Origin of the sequence: Geodermatophilus amargosae, from assembly GCF_041028265.1 — a bacterium.
GTDB lineage: Bacteria > Actinomycetota > Actinomycetes > Mycobacteriales > Geodermatophilaceae > Geodermatophilus > Geodermatophilus amargosae_A.
This window is the reverse complement of sequence record NZ_JABGCW010000018.1, coordinates 48,413-65,313: the sequence shown is the minus strand read 5'-3', so window position 1 is coordinate 65,313 and position 16,901 is coordinate 48,413. Positions and strand designations below refer to the sequence as shown.

The 16,901-nt window shown below is 76.9% G+C and carries 16 protein-coding genes; 11 read left to right on the top strand and 5 right to left on the bottom strand.

The window, feature by feature from the left end; all coding sequences use genetic code 11:
- The first annotated feature begins 27 nt into the window (after positions 1-27).
- Together HLV61_RS20390 and HLV61_RS20385 are read left to right on the top strand one after the other, a co-directional pair.
- Entirely contained in the window at positions 28-1,500 is a 1,473-nt protein-coding gene (locus HLV61_RS20390) for a mannitol dehydrogenase family protein (RefSeq protein ID WP_369258746.1), read from the top strand.
- Positions 1,501-1,510: 10 nt separating this feature from the next.
- Positions 1,511-2,404 carry a hypothetical protein gene (locus HLV61_RS20385; protein WP_369258744.1) on the top strand — a complete coding sequence of 298 codons (894 nt, stop codon included), beginning with the start codon at positions 1,511-1,513 and terminating at the stop codon, positions 2,402-2,404.
- Here the strand turns inward: HLV61_RS20385 and HLV61_RS20380 are convergent.
- Both HLV61_RS20380 and HLV61_RS20375 read right to left on the bottom strand, forming a co-directional pair.
- Positions 2,397-3,569, bottom strand: a complete 1,173-nt coding sequence (locus HLV61_RS20380) for a 4-hydroxybenzoate 3-monooxygenase (RefSeq protein ID WP_369258742.1) — start codon at positions 3,567-3,569, stop codon at positions 2,397-2,399. The two genes, HLV61_RS20385 and HLV61_RS20380, sit on opposite strands and share 8 nt — an antisense overlap.
- A gap of 51 nt (positions 3,570-3,620) precedes the next feature.
- On the bottom strand, positions 3,621-4,397 hold the full coding sequence (locus tag HLV61_RS20375; protein WP_369258740.1) for an IclR family transcriptional regulator: 777 nt from the start codon (positions 4,395-4,397) through the stop codon (positions 3,621-3,623).
- 98 nt (positions 4,398-4,495) lie between these two features.
- Between HLV61_RS20375 and HLV61_RS20370 the strand changes: the two genes are divergently transcribed.
- Positions 4,496-5,350, top strand: a complete 855-nt coding sequence (locus HLV61_RS20370; RefSeq protein WP_369258738.1) for an acetoacetate decarboxylase family protein — start codon at positions 4,496-4,498, stop codon at positions 5,348-5,350.
- On the opposite strand, the gene HLV61_RS20365 is transcribed toward HLV61_RS20370, so the two are convergent.
- Complete coding sequence (locus HLV61_RS20365; RefSeq protein WP_369258736.1) at positions 5,351-7,927, bottom strand: ATP-binding protein; 2,577 nt, start codon at positions 7,925-7,927, stop codon at positions 5,351-5,353.
- A gap of 155 nt (positions 7,928-8,082) precedes the next feature.
- On the opposite strand from HLV61_RS20365, the gene HLV61_RS20360 reads away from it, so the two are divergent.
- From HLV61_RS20360 to pcaC, 6 genes are all read left to right on the top strand, one after another.
- Positions 8,083-9,786: an FAD-dependent oxidoreductase gene (locus HLV61_RS20360; RefSeq protein WP_369258734.1), complete on the top strand. Its 1,704-nt coding sequence runs from the start codon at positions 8,083-8,085 to the stop codon at positions 9,784-9,786.
- A 63-nt stretch (positions 9,787-9,849) separates the two neighbouring features.
- Positions 9,850-10,605: a protocatechuate 3,4-dioxygenase subunit beta gene (gene pcaH, locus HLV61_RS20355; RefSeq protein ID WP_369258732.1), complete on the top strand. Its 756-nt coding sequence runs from the start codon at positions 9,850-9,852 to the stop codon at positions 10,603-10,605.
- A gap of 79 nt (positions 10,606-10,684) precedes the next feature.
- Entirely contained in the window at positions 10,685-11,335 is a 651-nt protein-coding gene (gene pcaG / locus HLV61_RS20350; RefSeq protein ID WP_369258730.1) for a protocatechuate 3,4-dioxygenase subunit alpha, read from the top strand.
- 50 nt (positions 11,336-11,385) lie between these two features.
- Complete coding sequence (gene pcaB / locus HLV61_RS20345; protein WP_369258728.1) at positions 11,386-12,729, top strand: 3-carboxy-cis,cis-muconate cycloisomerase; 1,344 nt, start codon at positions 11,386-11,388, stop codon at positions 12,727-12,729.
- Entirely contained in the window at positions 12,726-13,505 is a 780-nt protein-coding gene (gene pcaD / locus HLV61_RS20340) for a 3-oxoadipate enol-lactonase (protein ID WP_369258727.1), read from the top strand. Before pcaB ends, pcaD begins: the two co-directional genes overlap by 4 nt.
- Positions 13,502-13,912: a 4-carboxymuconolactone decarboxylase gene (gene pcaC, locus HLV61_RS20335; protein ID WP_369258725.1), complete on the top strand. Its 411-nt coding sequence runs from the start codon at positions 13,502-13,504 to the stop codon at positions 13,910-13,912. The genes pcaD and pcaC overlap by 4 nt, the downstream gene beginning before the upstream one ends.
- Positions 13,913-13,919: 7 nt before the next feature.
- On the opposite strand, the gene HLV61_RS20330 is transcribed toward pcaC, so the two are convergent.
- Positions 13,920-14,111 carry a hypothetical protein gene (locus HLV61_RS20330; protein WP_369258723.1) on the bottom strand — a complete coding sequence of 64 codons (192 nt, stop codon included), beginning with the start codon at positions 14,109-14,111 and terminating at the stop codon, positions 13,920-13,922.
- Positions 14,112-14,294: 183 nt separating this feature from the next.
- On the opposite strand from HLV61_RS20330, the gene HLV61_RS20325 reads away from it, so the two are divergent.
- Together HLV61_RS20325 and HLV61_RS20320 are read left to right on the top strand one after the other, a co-directional pair.
- The gene (locus tag HLV61_RS20325) at positions 14,295-14,603 is read left to right on the top strand and encodes a hypothetical protein (protein ID WP_369258721.1); all 309 of its coding nucleotides are present in this window, start codon (positions 14,295-14,297) and stop codon (positions 14,601-14,603) included.
- A 240-nt stretch (positions 14,604-14,843) separates the two neighbouring features.
- On the top strand, positions 14,844-16,304 hold the full coding sequence (locus HLV61_RS20320; RefSeq protein WP_369258719.1) for a benzaldehyde dehydrogenase: 1,461 nt from the start codon (positions 14,844-14,846) through the stop codon (positions 16,302-16,304).
- A gap of 31 nt (positions 16,305-16,335) precedes the next feature.
- Here HLV61_RS20320 and HLV61_RS20315 read toward each other — a convergent pair whose 3' ends face one another.
- Positions 16,336-16,830, bottom strand: a complete 495-nt coding sequence (locus HLV61_RS20315; protein WP_369258717.1) for a GbsR/MarR family transcriptional regulator — start codon at positions 16,828-16,830, stop codon at positions 16,336-16,338.
- Between the last annotated feature and the right edge of the window lie 71 nt (positions 16,831-16,901).

Sequence of the window (16,901 nt, the reverse complement as noted above, 5' to 3'; positions counted from 1 at the left end):
TCCCGTCCCCGCACCCGAGGAGCGCCGATGACCCGGCTGACCGCCGCCACGCTCGGCGCCCTGCCGGCGTCGGTGGGGACGCCGCGCTACGACCGCGCCGCGGTCCGGCCCGGCGTCGTCCACCTGGGGGTCGGCGGCTTCCACCGGGCGCACCAGGCGCTCTACCTCGACCGGCTGCTGGAGGCCGGCGGCTCGGACGGGTGGGGGATCTGCGGCGTCGGCGTGCTGCCCGGCGACCGGCGGATGGCCGAGGTGATGGCGGCGCAGGACCGCCTGTACACGCTGGTGGAGAAGCACCCCGACGGGCACCGCACCGCCCGGGTGGTCGGCTCGCTGGTGGACTACCGGCTCGCACCGGAGGACCCGGACGCCGTCGTCGAGGCGCTCGCGGCCGCCGGCACGCGGATCGTCACGCTGACGGTGACCGAGGGCGGCTACAACGCCTCGGCCGCCACGGGGGAGTTCGACGCGACGGCGCCCGCGGTGCTGGCCGACCTGCGGCCCGGGGCGGCGCCGGCCACCGTGTTCGGCCTGGTCACCGAGGCGCTGGTGCGCCGCCGGGCGCGGGGGCTGGCCCCCTTCGCCGTCGCCTCCTGCGACAACGTGCCGGGCAACGGCGCGCTGGCCCGGCACAGCTTCGCCGCCTTCGCCGGGCTGCGCGACGACGCGCTGGGGGAGTGGGTGGCCCGGGAGGTGCCGTTCCCGTCGTCCATGGTCGACCGGATCACCCCGGTCACCACCGACGCCGACCGGGCCGACCTCGCCCGGCGCTTCGGCGTCGAGGACCGGTGGCCGGTGGTGTGCGAGCCGTGGACCCAGTGGGTGCTCGAGGACGCCTTCCCGGCCGGGCGGCCCGCGCTGGAGGACGTCGGCGTGCAGGTGGTCGGCGACGTCGTCCCGTACGAGCTGCTCAAGCTGCGGCTGCTCAACGCCGGCCACCAGGTGCTCGGCCACCTCGGCCTGCTCGCCGGGCACACGTACGTGCACGAGGCCACCGGCGACCCCCTGCTGCGGGAGTTCCTCGTCGGCTACCTGGAGGAGGAGGGGACGCCGACGCTGCCGCCGGTGCCCGGCACCGACCTCGCCGCGTACCGGGCGGCGGTGGTCACCCGCTTCGGCAACCCGCACGTGGGCGACACGCTCGCCCGGCTCGTCGAGTACGCCTCCGACCGGCTGCCGCAGTTCCTGTTCCCCGTGCTGCGCGCCAACCTGGCCGCCGGCGGTGAGGTGCGGCGCTCCGCGGCCGTCGTCGCCGCGTGGGTGCACGCGCTCCAGCGCGACCCGGACGGGGGCCCGGTCGACGCCCGCCGCGACCGGCTCCGCAGCGCGGCGCACCGCTCCCGCGAGGACCCGCTCGCGCCGCTGGCCGACCGCGAGCTGTTCGGCGACCTGGCCGGGCAGCCGCGGTTCACCGCCGCCTACCGGGCGGCGCTGGACTCGCTGCGGGCCGCGGGACCGCGGGCCACCGTCGAGGCACTGGTCCGCGGCCCGCTGGGGTAGCGGGGGCAGCGTGGACGACGGCTCCGGGTACGACGGCCCCCTGGGCGACGGCTCCGTGCACGACGGCTCCGTGCACGGCGGCTTCGACGTCGACTGGTTCGGCCTGCTGGGCCGGGAGGTCCTCCGCGAGCGCCGCGCGGCGCTGATCGCCGAGGCCTGCGCGTGGAGCGTGGGCCTGTCCGACCGGCCGCACCACCTGCGGCTGCGCGGGCGGCTGGTGGCCACCGGCTCCACGGTCGGCGACCGCGCCGCCACCGGTCAGGCGCTGTCCGGCGAGGAGGACGGCCGCATCGAGCTCGGTGACGCCCGCCCGGGCAGCTTCCAGGACGCGCTGAACGCCGTCGACGCCGACGGCACCGTCGTCGCCGACCGCTTCGACCGCGAGGTCCTCGAGCCCTTCGTCCACGAGACCTGCCTGCTGGCCGCCGAGCGCGCCCGCCGCACCCGGCCGGGACAGTGGGCCGAGCTGCTCGACGACCTGGGCGAGGACCCGGCCGACGCCGAGCCGGCCGACGTCGTCCGCGCCGGTGAGTGGGAGGAGCCGCTGCGCCTGGAGGCCGAGCACCTGGTGCTCGCGGCGCTGGGCCGCACCCCGCTGCTGGCGGTCGAGTCCGAGGGGCTGCCGCTGTCGCTGGTCCGCGCAGCCGAGGTCGCCACCCGCGCCGCGGCCACGCCGGCGCCCGCGGAGCCCGAGCCGGACGAGGGGCTGGCCGGGGCGCTGTTCCTGGCGCTGGCCGCCCTCCGGGAGGCCGGCCTGCCCTCCCCGGTGCCGCCGGCCGAGGCCCGGGCGCTGGTGGCCGCCCTGCTCGGGCAGGGCCTCGAGCCCGAGGAGGTCCCGCGCGTGCTGCCGCACCTGCCGCTGGCGCCCGGCACCGCCGAGCGGGTGGCGGAGCTGCTCAGCTGAACGGCAGGCCCGTGTAGTTCTCCGCCAGCTCGCGGGCGGCGGCCTCCGAGCTGCACACGCGGCGCAGCTGCGACAGCTGCAGCTCGGCGTCGAACGGGTCGCCGGTGGTGTGCAGCATCGAGGTCATCCACCAGGAGAAGTGGGTGGCCCGCCAGACCCGCGCCAGCGCCGTGTCGGAGTAGGCGTCGACCAGGTCGGTCTCCTTGTCCTGCAGCAGCCGCACCAGCGCGCGGGAGAGCAGGACGACGTCGGCGACGGCGAGGTTGAGGCCCTTGGCGCCGGTGGGCGGCACGATGTGCGCGGCGTCGCCGGCGAGGAACAGCCGGCCGCGGCGCATCGGGGCGCTGACGAACGACCGCATCGGCAGGATCGACTTCTCGGTGACCGTACCGGTGCTGATCTCCCAGCCCTCGTGCGCGAACCGGGTGGCCAGGCCCTCCCAGATGCGGTCGTCGGACCAGTCCTCGATCCGCTCCGACGGGTCGACCTGCAGGTACAGCCGCGACACCGACGGCGAGCGCATCGAGTAGAGCGCGAAACCGTCCGGGTGCCAGGCGTAGATCAGCTCGTCGGTGGCCGGGGCGGCGTCGGCCAGGATGCCCAGCCACGCGAAGGGGTAGGTGCGCTCCCACAGCTGCTGCCCGGCCGCGCCCCCGGCGACGACGGCCCGCGACGGGCCGTGGAAGCCGTCGGTGCCGGCCACGACGTCGCACTCGAGCACCTGCGGGGTGCCCTCGGCGTCGGTGAACCGGATGCGCGGGCTGTCGGTGTCGACGTCCTCGATCGCGACGTCGGAGACGTCGAAGTGCAGCGGCGGGCCGCCGGCGAGCTGAGCGGAGACGAGGTCCTTGACCACCTCGGTCTGCCCGTAGACCCACACCCGGCGGCCGCACAGCGCGGGGAAGTCCAGCTGGTGGCGCACGCCGGGGTACTGCAGGTACACGCCACGGTGCTCCAGGCCCTCGCGGTGCAGGCGGTCGCCCAGGCCGGCCTCGGTGAGCACGTCGACGGTGCCCTGCTCGAGGATGCCGGCGCGGATGCGCGCCTCGACGTAGTCCCGCGAGCGGTTCTCCACCACCACCGAGTCGATGCCCCGCAGGGCCAGCAGCCGTGACAGCAGCAGGCCTGCCGGGCCGGCACCGACGATCCCCACCTGGGTGCGCATGCGGCCGAGTGTGACCCCGGTTCCGCGCCCGGCGACACCGCGGCCTCCCGTTCAGCGGAAGTGCGCCGCGCGGGCCAGCGCCCGCCCGATGCCGCGGGCGGCGACCTCCAGCACGGGCACCATGCGGGGGAGGTCGCGCCGGTGGCTGGGGACGACGATCCCGAGCGCCGCGGCGACGACGGTGCTCCCTCCCCGCTCGACCCGCACCGGGACCGCGACCGAGAGCGTGCCCAGCGACATCTCCTCCGCGGTGCGCGCCCAGCCCCGGCGGCGCACCTCGGTGAGCTCGCGCCGCAGCCGGGCGGGGTCGACGACGGTGTGCCGCGTGGCGCGGGCGGGCGCGGCCAGGGCCTCGGCGACGACGTCGTCGGGCGCCGCGGCCAGCAGCACCTTGCCGACGCCGGTGGCGTGCAGCGGCAGCCGGCTGCCGACCTGGCTGACCACCGTGACCGACTCGCGGCCGGAGATGCGCTCGACGTAGAGCGCCGAGAGCCCGTCGCGGACGGCGAGGTGGACGGTGTCGCGGGTGGCGGTGTGCACGTCGAGCAGGAACGGGGAGGCCACCTGGCGCAGCTCCAGCGAGACGGGGGCCAGCAGGCCGAGGTCCCAGAGCCGACGGCCGATCTCGTAGCGGCCGTCGGGGCGGCGGGCCAGCGCTCCCCAGTCGGTGAGCTCGGCCAGCAGCCGGTGCGCGGTGGTGAGCGGGGTGCCCGACCGCTCGGCGATCTCGGTGAGGGTCAGCCGCGGCGCGTTGGCGTCGAAGGCGTCGAGGACGGCCAGCGCGCGCGAGGTCACCGACCGTCCCCGCTCCGTCGCGCCACCGGCCATGCGGACATGCTCCCACCCAGCGGAAGCGCCAGGGACCTCGGACCCTCCCGCGGCGGTCCCCGGGCCGCTGGACTGGACCGGACCCGGAGGGGGTGGGTATGTCCGAGCCCGTGCGGCTGCCGCTGGCCTACCACGACACGGTGGTCGCCTGCTCCTACCACCTCGCCTCGGCCGAGGCGGTGGCCGCGCTGCTGCCCCGTGACCGGGGCCACCCCCTGCTGCGGCCGCTGCCCGTGCCCGGCGGCCGCACGCTGGTGGCGGTGCACGCCATCCGGTACCGCACGGTCACCTGGACCGGCACCGACGGCGGCACGCGCCGGCTGGCGCCCTACGGCGAGGTCGGCGTGACCGCCGGGGTCCTGGCCGGGCCGGCGGCGCGCGGAGGAGGCCGGCCGGCGACGGGCGGCTTCGTGCTGCAGCTGCCGGTGACCTCCCGCGAGGCCCGCGACCTCGGCCGCACCGAGTGGGGGCTGCCGAAGTGGCTGGCCGACATGGACTTCCTCGACGCCCCCGGCGGCCAGCGCGTGCGGGTGGCGGAGGACGGCGCCGAGGTGCTGGTCCACACCGTGTCCGCCGGGGGTCCGGCGCTGCGCGGCACCCGGTCGCGGCGGCTGTGGTCGGTGCGCGACGGCCGGCTGCTGGAGACGACGACCCCGGTGCTCGCCCGCTGGCAGGCCCGCCCCGGCCCCGGCGCGGGATCCCTCGTCCTGGGCGACTCCCCGGGAGCCGACGCGCTGCGCCGGCTCGGGCTGTCCCCGGCGCCGCTGACCGCCTTCCGGTCCGTGGAGCACCGCAGCACGCTGCCGGCCGGCCGGCCGCTCGGGCCCGCCGATCCACCCGCCGCCATCCATCCCGGGCGCGACGCGGGGTTCGGGCGGTTCACCGTGGCGCACCCGGGCACCGCGCCGCTGTCGCAGTACCCGTCGCAGTACCCGGAGACGGCCGCCGTCTGATCAGGCCGGCGCCTGCTCCAGCGCCTCGTCCAGCGCCGCCCAGGGGCCGAGCGCCGCGCCCGCCGCCCGCGCCCGCCGCTCCGCGTCGTCGCCCATCGCGGCCCGCAGCGCCGCGCGGAGCCGGTCGGCCAGCGTCTGGTTCGGCGACCAGCGCGCCACCCCCAGGCCCGCGCGGGCGGCGTCGGCCGCGCCGGCGAACCGGGCGGCCGCGGCGTTCCGGTCCTCGGCGAGCGCCAGCGCGGCGATCACCTCCAGGCAGGACGCCACGCCCTCCAGGTCGCGGGTGCGCCGGTGGAGGGCGGCGGCCTCCTGCAGCCGGGTGCGGGTGCGCGGCAGGTCGCCGGCCAGCAGCGCGGCGAGGGCGAGGGAGTCGGTGAGCAGCGCGGCGAGCTGGTCGTCGGCGGCCGCGGCGGCCAGGTCGCGCGCCTCACCGGCCACCCGCTCGGCGGCGGCGAGGTCCCCGCCGGCCAGCGCCACCGCCCCGCGCAGCATGCCGCTGAAGGCGACCGACCAGCCGTCCCCGCTGCGCCGCAGGTGCGCCAGGCCCTCGTCGAGCAGCCGGGGGACGTCGGGGTCGCCCGGCGTCAGCGTCATCGCCCGCGCGCCGAGGGCGTGGCCCAGCAGCCACGCGTCGTCCCGCCGCCGCGCCTCGTCGACCACGCCGTCGAGCAGGGGGACGGCCCGGTCGGGGGAGCCGACGGCGATGCGCAGGGCGGCCCGCGCCCAGGTCAGCCGGCCCGCCAGGTCGGTCGGGAGCTCGGTGGCCGACGGCAGCGTCGCGGTCTGCTCGGCGAGGGCGGCCATGTCCGGCAGCAGCCCGCGCGCCCACCACCAGCGGACCAGTGGCGCGGTCAGCCGCACCGCCAGTTCGGCCCGGTCGGTGGCCACCGCCCAGCGCAGCGCGGCCCGCAGGTCGACGGTCTCGGCGTCGAGGCGGGTCCGCCACAACCGGGCCGCCGGGCCGGCCAGCCCGGCGCCGGCCTCGGCACCCAGCTCCGCCAGGTGCTGCGCCCACCGGATCCGGGTGGCCTCCTCCTCGCCGCGCTCGCGCAGCCGCTCGGCGGCGAACGCGCGCACCAGTTCGAGCATGCGGAAGCGCGGCTCGCCGTCGCCGGTGTCGGTCGGGGTCACCAGGCTGTGCCCGACCAGCGCCGACAGCGTCTCCAGCACGTCGAGGTCCCCGCCGTCGGCACCCACGGCCTCGGCGGTGTCGAGCGTGCAGCCGTCGGCGCACACCGACAGCCGGGCCAGGAGCGCCCGGCCGTCCTCGTCGAGCAGGTCGTGGCTCCAGGCGATCGTGGTCCGCAGCGTGCGCTGGCGGTCGGGCACGTCGACGTCGGGGTCACCGAGGTCGAGCGCGCGGTCCAGGCGCGCGAGCAGCAGCCGCGGGGGCAGCGTGCGCACGCGGGCCGCGGCCAGCTCCACCGCCAGGGGCAGGCCGTCGAGCCGGCGGACCAGCTCGGCCACCGGGCCGGCCGTGGCCTCGGTGAGCCGGAACGCGGGATCGGCCTGCCGGGCGCGGGCCACGAACAGCTGCACCGCGGGCGCGTCGGCGGCGCCGTCCCCGCCGGGGTCCGGGGTCCCGAGCGGCTCGATCGGGACGTCGTGCTCGCCGCGCAGCCGCAGCACGGTGCGGCTGGTCGCGAGCAGCTGGGTCCTCGGGCAGCGGGCCAGCAGGACCGCCAGGTCCGGCGCGGCCGCGGCCACCTGCTCGAGGTTGTCGACGACGACCAGAGCCGACCGGCCGGCCAGCCGGTCGGCCACCTGCTCCAGCAGGGGGCGGCTGCCCTCGGCGGACACCCCGACCGCCTCGGCGACGGCCGCGGGGACGTCGGCGGGGTCGCGGACGGCGGCGAGGTCGACGAACCACGTCCCGTCGCGCTCCGGTTCGACCGCCGCGGCCGCGGCCAGCGCCAGCCGGGTCTTGCCGATGCCGCCCGGGCCGGTGAGCACCACCAGCCGCACGGCCGGGTCGCCCAGCAGGCCGGTGACGGTGGCCAGCTCCGCGGTGCGGTCGACCATCGGCGTGGGCGGCGTCGGCAGCCACCCGGCCGCCAGCCCGGGCGGGGCGGCGGCCGGCCGGGCGAAGCGCTCGCTGAGCAGCACGGCGAGGTCGTCGGCGACCCGCTCGGCGAGCTCGGCCGGGTCGCGGTAGGGGGTGGTGGACACCCCGCCCTCGGCCTGCACCCGCTCCAGCAGCCGGGTCAGCCGGGGATCGCGGTCGGGTGCGGGTGTCCGGACGTAGAGCAGCCGCGGCAGGCCCGCCGACAGGTCGATCTCGTCCTCCAGGCCCGAGACCTCCATGTCCGGGCCGACCCAGCCGTAGCGATCGCCGTAGATGCCGACGAAGACCTCGCTCTGCGCGAGGTAGGCGCGGTAGAGGTCCCGCGGCGGGTGCGGGCGCGCACCGAGCTCGAACATGACCGGGGTCAGCCGCAGCCGGGCGACCGCGTCGCGGACCGCGCGGCGCTCGGCGGCCAGCTCCTCGAGCGTGGAGGAGACGAACACGCGCAGCCGCCGGTCGGGGGTGGCGATCGTCGCCGGAGGGGACCCGGGCGCCCTCGCCGGTGCGCTCACGTGCACCTCCCGCCCGTCGACGGGCGCACCGCCCGTCCGGGTCGTCGACGTCGCGGAGTCTAGGGACGGTGGCGGCGTCCCGGTACCCGGTGACAGTGCCCCCGCGGCGGTGGTTGCATGGCGCCGCACGGGGACGCGCGCACTCGGAGACCGTCGTGCACCACGCCCAGGACCAGCCCGAGAGCGGCACCGCGCTGGTCGTCGTCGCCCGGGACGACGGCATGCGGACCGCCACCACCCGCGAGCTCGAGCGCCGCTACGGCAGCGACTACCGGGTCGTCGCCGGCACCGGCCCCGGCGAGGTCGGGGCGGCGCTGCGGGGGGCGGGCGACCCCCTCGTCGCCGTCCTGTTCGGCGCGCTCGGCGAGGGCGACCCCGACGGGTTGGACGTGCTGCGCAGCTGTCACGCCGCGCATCCCGGCGCGACGGCGGTGGCGCTGGTCCGGTGGGGGGACTTCGCGACCGCCCGGCCGATCTTCGAGGCGATCACCGTGGGCCAGCTCGACCGCTGGGTGTACGCCCCGCAGGGCCGCGCCGACGAGGAGTTCCACCGGTCGGTCACCGAGGTGCTCGACGAGTGGTCCTCCCGGCAGGACGGCGGGTTCGAGGCGGTCCGGATCGTCGGCGACCGCTGGGACCCGCACGCCCAGCACCTGCGCGACCAGCTGACCCGCAACCGCATCCCGCTCGGCTTCTACGAGGCCGGCACACCCGGCGGGCGCGCGCTGCTCGAGGACCTCGGCCTCGACCGGCCCCGGCTGCCGGTGGTCGTCGTCCGGTTCAAGCCCGAGCAGACGGTGCTGCAGGCGCCGTCGGACCTGGAGGTGGCCGAGGCGTTCGGCCTGTTCGACCCGCTGGACCCCGACGCCGTGCACGACGTCGTCGTGGTGGGTGCCGGGCCCGCGGGGCTCGGCGCGAGCGTGTACGCCGCCTCCGAGGGCCTGGACACCCTGCAGCTGGAGTGCGAGGCGGTGGGCGGGCAGGCCGGTACCAGCTCGCTGATCCGCAACTACCTCGGGTTCCCCACCGGCGTCAGCGGCAGCCGGCTGGCGTTCTCGGCCTACCAGCAGGCGTGGGCGTTCGGCACCCGGTTCTCCTTCATGCGCACCGCCGCCTCGCTGTCCACCGAGGACGGCCTGCACCGGGTCGTGCTCGGCGACGGCTCGGCGGTGCGGGCGCGGACCGTGGTGGTCGCCACGGGTGCGGCCTGGCGGCGGATCGGCGTGCCGGAGCTGGAGGCGTTCACCGGGCGCGGCGTCTTCTACGGCGCGGCGGTCAGCGAGGCCCCGGCGATGGCCGGCCGGCACGTCTTCGTCGTCGGCGGGGGGAACTCGGCCGGGCAGGCGGCGGTGTACCTCTCCCGCTACGCCGAGCAGGTGACGCTGCTGGTCCGCCGGTCGTCCCTGACCGAGACGATGTCGGACTACCTCATCCGCGAGCTGGTGGCGCTGCCGCGGGTCGAGATCCGCTACCGCGTCCAGGTGGCCGGCGGGCGCGGCAGCGACGTCCTGGAGACCGTCGTCCTGCGCGACCTCGACACCGGCGCGCAGACCGAGGAGCCCGGGATGCTCTTCGTGATGATCGGCAGCGAGCCGCGCACCGACTGGCTGGCCGGCACGCTGGCCCGCGACCGGTGGGGTTTCCTGCTGACCGGGGCCGCGCTCACCGGCGAGGACGTGGCGCCGGCGTGGCCGCTGGACCGGCCGCCGGTGCTGCTGGAGACGTCGACGCCGGGGGTGTTCGCGGCCGGCGACGTGCGGCAGGGCTCGGTCAAGCGGGTGGCCTCGGCGGTGGGGGAGGGGGCGCTGGCGGTGACGCTGGTGCACGCCCACCTCGCCTCGCTCGCCGACGCACACTGACGTCCTTCCGCCCAGCGGAACCGACCGCTTGGGGCGCGACGACGGCGCCCGTAGCTTGCCGCCATGACCGGGACCACACCCGCGGCGCCCGCGCCGGGTCTGCACCTGCCGCGCTACGTCCGCGAGGAGGCCGCCACCCGGACGCCGCTCGCCTTCCCCGAGTACCGCAGCACCGCGCTCCGGGCGCCGCTGCGCACGCCGGTGGACCTGCCGCACCGGCTCACCGAGGTCACCGGCCCGGTGCTCGGCGAGGACCGGGTGCTGCCGACCGACGCCGACCTGACGTGGCGCAACGGCGGCGAGGCGATCGGCCAGCGGATCCTCGTCCACGGGCGGGTGCTCGACAGCGACGGCCGCCCGGTGCCGGGTGCGCTGGTGGAGGTGTGGCAGGCCAACGCCTCGGGGCGGTACCGGCACGTGGTGGACAACTGGCCGGCGCCGCTGGACCCGCACTTCGACGGGCTGGGCAGGGTGGTCACCGACAGCCTGGGCCGCTACGAGTTCCTGACGATCAAGCCCGGCGCGTACCCGTGGGGCAACCACCACAACGCCTGGCGGCCGGCGCACATCCACTTCAGCCTGTTCGGCCGGGCCTTCACCCAGCGCCTGGTCACGCAGATGTACTTCCCGGACGACCCGCTGTTCGGCCAGGACCCGATCTACAACGCCATCCCGCCGGTGGCCCGCCACCGGGCGGTGAGCCGGTACTCCCTCGAGCGGACCCAGGACAACTGGGCGCTCGCCTTCGAGTGGGACGTCGTCCTGCGCGGCGCGGACCAGACCCCCTTCGAGACCGAGGACGACGGAGACGTGGCATGAGGACGGCCGAGGGAGCATCGCAGCGAGGAACGAGCGAGGAGCGGACCGAGGCGCGGGATCGCGTGGGAGGAACGGCGTGATGACGGCTGACCCGCTGGACGTGCCGCCGGACCCGGCGGCCCCCTTCCAGCCACGGTCCGGGCAGCGCGGCAGCGGCTTCCTCAGCGGGCCGCTGCGGCTGGGCACGACCCCGAGCGCGACCGTCGGGCCGTACCTGGCCATCGGCCTGACCTGGGCCGACGGCATCTGGGCCGCGGCCGAGGGCACCGAGGGCGGCATCTGGATCCGCGGCCGCGTGTTCGACGGCAACGGCGACGTCGTCCCCGACGCGATGGTGGAGACCTGGCAGGCCGACCCGGACGGCGGCTTCCCCTCGCCGGAGGACCCGCGCGGCGCGTCGACCTACCCCGGCTTCCGCGGGTACGCCCGTGCCGAGACGCTCACCGGCGAGTTCGAGGTGTTCACCCTCAAGCCGGGCCGGGTGCCCGACGGCGAGGGCGGCCTGCAGGCGCCGCACGTGGACGTCTCCGTCTTCGCCCGCGGCCTGCTCGACCGCGTGGTCACCCGCGTCTACTTCGCCGACGAGCCGGAGGCCAACGCCGAGGACGTCGTCCTGCGGGGGCTGCCGGAGGACCGCCGCGAGACGCTGCTGGCCACGCCCACCGACGACGGCTACCGCTTCGACGTGCACCTGCAGGGGGACCGCGAGACGGTCTTCTTCGCCGTCTGAGTGCGCCGCCGTCCGAGCGCGCAGCTCCGGCCGCCGGTAGGAAGGACGACGTGACAGGTCTGTTCGCCGGCACCTTCGCCCGTGGCGGTGCGGCGGCGGCCGTCTCCGACGACGCCTGGTTCCGCGCGCTGCTGGAGGTCGAGGCGGCGCTGGCCCGCGCGGCGGCCGCGGTGGGCCTGGTGCCCGCGACGGCGGCGGACGCGGTGGCGGCGGCCTGCGCCGACCCGTCGCGGCTGGACCTCGCGACCGTCGTCGCCCGGGCCGCCGACGCGGGAAACCCGGTGCCGCCGCTGGTGCGGGCGCTGCAGGACGCGGTGGGCGAGCGCGACGCCGTCGCCGTGCACGTGGGCGCCACCAGCCAGGACGTCGTCGACACCGCGCTGGTGCTGCTGGCCCGGCGGGCGGTGGCGGAGGTCGACGCCGACCTCGCGGCTGCGGCCGACGTCTGCGCCGCGCTGGCGCGGACCCACCGCGACGACCTCGTCATGGGCCGCACGCTGATGCAGCAGGCGCTGCCCACGACGTTCGGCCTCAAGGCGGCCACCTGGATGACGGGTCTCGACGGCGCGCGGCTGCGCCTGGCCGAGGTGGTCGCCTCGCTGCCGGTGCAGTACGCCGGCGCGGTCGGCACGCTGGCGGCGTCGTCGGGTGCCGGGGTGGCGGTACGCGGGGCGCTGGCCGCCGACCTGGGGCTGGTGTCGCCCGCCGTCCCGTGGTCCACCGTGCGGCTGCCGGTGGCCGACCTCGCCGGCGCACTGGGCGCGGCCGCGGGGGTGGTGGCGACGGTCGCCGTCGACGTGGTGCTGCTGGCGCAGACGGAGGTGGCCGAGGCGGCCGAGGTGGGCGAGGGGCCCGCTGGTGGTGGGCGCGGCGGGTCGTCGGCGATGCCGCACAAGCGCAACCCGGTCGCGGCGATCTCGGCGCGGGCCTGCGCCCGCCGGGCGCCGGGGCTGGTGGCCACGCTGCTGGGCGCCATGGAGCAGGAGCACGAGCGGGCGGCCGGGGCGTGGCACAGCGAGTGGCCCACGCTGACCGACCTGCTGACGACGGTGGGCGCCGCGGCGGCGTGGCTGGCCGAGAGCCTGCGGGGGCTGCGTCCCGAGGTGAGCCGGATGGCGGCCACGGTGGCCGCGGCGGGCGAGGGGTCGCTGGCCGGCGCGCTGGCCGAGGCGCTGACGCCCTCGCTCGGGCGGGGTGCCGCGCACGACGCGGCCGCGGAGGCGACGCGGCACGCCCGCGACACCGGCCGGTCGCTGGCCGAGGTGGTCGCCACCCGGACCGACGTCGACGTCGCCGCGGTGCTCGGCGCGGCCGTTCCGGACCCGGGGGAGGCCGGCGCGCAGGTGGACGCGGCGCTGGCCGAGCACGAGCAGCTGGTGGAAGGGGCACCGTGACGGCGGTCGAGGTCGGCTACACCGAGGACGGGCCGGCCGGCGCACCGGTCGTCGTCCTGTCCAACTCGCTGGGCGCGACCCGCGGGATGTGGGACCCGCAGGTGCCGGCACTGGCCGAGCGCTACCGGGTGGTCACCTACGACACCCGCGGGCACGGGGAGTCGCCGGCGCCGCCCGGGCCGTACACGGTGGACGACCTGGTCGACGACGTCCTCGCGCTGCTCGACCGGCTCGGCGTGCGGACGGCGCACGTGGCGGGGCTGTCGCTGGGCGGGATGACGGCGATGCGGCTGGCCGCGCGCGAGCCCTCGCGGGTGGGCCGCCTGGTCCTGCTGGCCACCTCGGCCAAACCCGACCCGCAGGGGTTCCTCGACCGGGCGGTGCAGGCCCGCTCGGGCGGGACCGCGCCCCTGGCGCCGGCGATCGTGGGGCGGTGGCTGACGCCGGCGTACGCGGCGGCACACCCGGACCTCGTGGCCCGACTGGAGTCGATGATCGCCGGCGCCGACGACGAGGGGTACGCGTCCTGCTGCGAGGCGGTGGGCTCCTTCGACGCCCGCGAGGACCTGGCGCGGATCTCCGCGCGGACGCTGGTGGTCTCGGGAGCCGACGACCCGGCCCTGCCGCCGCCGCACCAGCAGCTGATCGCCGACGGGATCCCGGGGGCGACCCTGGTGTCGATCAGCCCGGGCGCGCACCTGCCCAACCTGGAGCGGCCGCTGGAGGTCACCGGGGCGCTGCTGGCCCACCTCGACGCCGCGGGGAGCCACGCGTGAGCGAGGACCCGACCTCCGGCCTCTCCACCGACGACGGGCGCCGCGAGGCCGGCATGCGCACCCGCCGCGAGGTGCTCGGCGACGCGTGGGTGGACCGGGCGGTGGCGAACACGACGCCGTTCACCGCGGGGTTCCAGGACTTCATCACCCGCGTGGCGTGGGGCGACGTGTGGCAGCGGCCCGGCCTGGAGCGCCGCGAGCGCAGCATCGCCACGTTGTCGATCTGCATCGCGCTGCGGCACTGGGACGAGTTCGCGCTGCACGTGCGCGCCGCCGTGCACAACGGCCTGAGCGACGCGCAGATCGGTGAGGTGATCCAGCACGCCGCCGTCTACGCGGGGGTGCCGGCCGCCAACCACGCCTTCAAGGTCGCCGGGCCGATCCTCGACGAGCTGCGCGCCGGCTGAGCCGGGCTCACCCGCGCTCGGCGGGCTCCCGGGGGCTGGGCACCAGCGCGACGCTGAGCGAGGTCACCAGGCCGACGAGGACCGTCGCGCTGACGTCGTCGTCCAGCCAGTACAGGAGCGCGGCGGCACCCAGGCCGACGAGGACGGCGAGGACGATCCGACGGCGCACACCGTCCCAGTACGTGTCCCCGTCGCCCATGCCGCAGGACGCTAGGTCGAGGCCCGCGGCATCCTGGACCGATCCCGGCTGTGCCGCCGCGCCGGCCGGTCGACGCGGCGCGGCGCTTCCGGACCGTGGCCGCTCGACTGCTCAGGCCGCGGGCACCAGCAGTGGTGCCGGGGTGGTGATCTCGGTGCCGTCGGGTCGCCAGGTGTGCCAGGTGTGCCAGGTGCCGTCGGGTCGTCGTTCGACGCGGAAGCCGTGGTGGACCTGGGTGTGGTGGCGTTCGCACAGCAGGGCTGGGTTCTGCAGCGAGGTCTGGCCGCCGTCGATCCAGTGGACGAGGTGGTGGACGTCGGTCCACCAGGTGGCGGGATCGGCGAGGTCGTCGAGGTCGTCGAGGTCGATGCGGGCCGCGACGTGCGGCTCGACCGTCCGCAGCGTGGGCAGGCTGCCCGCGGCCAGGGCGCTGGGCGCGGCTGCGTTCGTCCCCGGCCGGGCGGTCGGCCTGCGTGGAGGACTCGAGTGTGACGGCGGACCTCTCCCCGCCGACGGCGTCCAGGGAGCCGGAGGAGGTGCGGGACCCGTCGGCGTGCCGCACCACCGCTCGACGAGCGGCCCTCGGTGGGGTCGGGTTCGGGACCGGCGGGGTCGAGGTCGTCGAGTATCCGCAGGTCGAAGACCTGTCCCCAGGTCGGGACCACCCCTTGTGCGGCGCCCGGGAACGCCCTGGACGAGGATCGCCACAGGGACTCCGACGAGAGGGACGACGTGGCACTCCTGGACGACGGCGCGTGGCAGGGCCGGATCTGGACCGGCAGCTGGACCGACGGTGCCGGCGGCACCTACGACGCGGTGGAGCCGGCCACCGGCGACGTCATCGCGCCGGTGGGCAAGGCGACCCCGGAGGACGTGCAGGCGGCCGCCGAGCGGGCGGCGGAGGCGCAGCGCGCGTGGGCTGCGGCGCCGTTCGAGGAGCGCGCCCGCGTGCTGCGCCGGGCCGGGCAGGTGCTCGAGGACAACGCCGACGAGATCAAGGGCTGGCTGGCGCGCGAGTCCGGCGCGATCCAGCCGTTCGGCGACTTCCAGGTCCACACCAGCGCGCAGGAGTGCTACGAGGCCTCGGCGCTGCCCAGCCACCCGTACGGGGAGCTGCTGCGCACCGGCTCGCCACGGCTGAGCTTCGCCCGCCGCGTGCCGGCCGGCGTCGTCGGCGTCATCGCGCCGTTCAACGTGCCCACCATCCTGGCCATCCGCGCGATCGCCCCGGCGCTGGCACTGGGCAACGCCGTCGTCCTCAAGCCCGACCCGCGCACCGCGATCTCCGGCGGTGCGGTGTTCGCGCGCGTCTTCGAGGAGGCCGGGCTGCCGGCCGGGGTGTTCCAGGTGCTGCCCGGGGGTGCCGACGTCGGCGAGGCGTTGGTCACCGTCCCGCAGGTGCGGGTCATCGCCTTCACCGGCTCCACGAGGGCCGGCCGCATCGTGGGCGCGCTGGCCGGCCAGCACCTCAAGCGGGCGCACCTCGAGCTCGGCGGCAACTCCGCGCTGATCGTGCTGCCCGACGTCGACGTGACCGCCGCGGCCAGCGTGGGCGCCTGGGGCACGTTCGCCCACCAGGGCCAGATCTGCATGGCCACCAGCCGGCACCTGGTGCACGAGTCGATCGCCGAGGAGTACACGGCGGTGCTGACCGAGAAGGTGGAGAAGCTGCCGGTCGGCGACCCGTTCCGCGACCAGGTCGCGCTCGGCCCGCTCATCGACGCCGGCCAGCGGGACCGGGTGCACGGGCTGGTCACCGCCAGCGTCGAGAGGGGCGCCACGGTCCGCACCGGCGGCACCTACGAGGGGCTGTTCTACCGGCCGACGGTGCTCGGCGGCGTCGCCGTCGACCACCCGGCCTACCAGGAGGAGATCTTCGGCCCGGTGGCCCCGGTGACGCCGTTCTCCAGCCTCGACGAGGTCGCCGCGCTCGCCGCCGGCACCGAGTACGGCCTGAGCCTGGGCATCCTCACCCGCGACGTCTACGCCGGCCTCGAGCTGGCCGAGCGGATACCCAGCGGCCTGGTGCACGTCAACGACCAGACGGTCAACGACGAGGCGGTGGCGCCCTTCGGTGGCGTCGGCGCCTCGGGCACCGGCTCCCGGCACGGCGGGCCGCAGGCCAACATCGAGGCGTTCACCGAGACGCAGTGGGTCACCGTCCGCGGCGACCTGCCCGCCTACCCCTTCTGACCCGCTGGCGGGCCGGCCGCCTCGGAGGAGCTCAGCCCTCCCGGGCGGCCGCCCGCCGGTCCCGCTCCGCGGGCCAGCGCGCCACGGCGGCGGCCATCTCCGCGCGGAGGAAGGCCAGGAAGTCCCGGGTCTCGGCGAGGCGGCGTCCGCCGGGCCGGTGCGTGCCGAGCACCTCGACGCCGCTCGCCGCGGCCTCCTCGAAGCGCTGCAGCGTCTCCAGCTCCGTGGCCATGAACCGTGACCACAGGTCCCGGTCGTCGAGGACGTAGAGGTCGCTGCGGGTCCCGGGTTCGCGCTCGCGGCCCAGCAGCCGCAGCGAGACGAGCATCCGCACCGCCCCGGAGATGGCGGCAGGACTGACGTCGAGCCCCCGGGCGAGGTCCCCGGCCGTGTAGCGGTCGGCGTCGTCGGCCAACGCGAAGGCCAGCACCCGCGCCGGCATCGGCGGCATGCCGGCCTCCCGCAGCACGAGCGCGAACCGCTCCACGAACCGCAGCAGGACCATCCGCTCGTCGTCCTCGGTCACGACCACCTCCGGTGCGGACCATAGCCCAACCATCACGTGCTCAACACACTTCACGAACTCGTGAAAAATGT

What these genes read in the sequence shown, in the direction of transcription:
- pcaG (WP_369258730.1), top strand. Translation starts at nt 10,685, where the DNA reads ATGACGGCTGACCCGCTGGACGTGCCGCCGGACCCGGCGGCCCCCTTC.
- HLV61_RS20370 (WP_369258738.1), top strand. Translation starts at nt 4,496, where the DNA reads ATGTCCGAGCCCGTGCGGCTGCCGCTGGCCTACCACGACACGGTGGTC.
- pcaH (WP_369258732.1), top strand. Translation starts at nt 9,850, where the DNA reads ATGACCGGGACCACACCCGCGGCGCCCGCGCCGGGTCTGCACCTGCCG.
- HLV61_RS20375 (WP_369258740.1), bottom strand. Translation starts at nt 4,397, where the DNA reads ATGGCCGGTGGCGCGACGGAGCGGGGACGGTCGGTGACCTCGCGCGCG.
- HLV61_RS20390 (WP_369258746.1), top strand. Translation starts at nt 28, where the DNA reads ATGACCCGGCTGACCGCCGCCACGCTCGGCGCCCTGCCGGCGTCGGTG.
- HLV61_RS20330 (WP_369258723.1), bottom strand. Translation starts at nt 14,111, where the DNA reads ATGGGCGACGGGGACACGTACTGGGACGGTGTGCGCCGTCGGATCGTC.
- HLV61_RS20380 (WP_369258742.1), bottom strand. Translation starts at nt 3,569, where the DNA reads ATGCGCACCCAGGTGGGGATCGTCGGTGCCGGCCCGGCAGGCCTGCTG.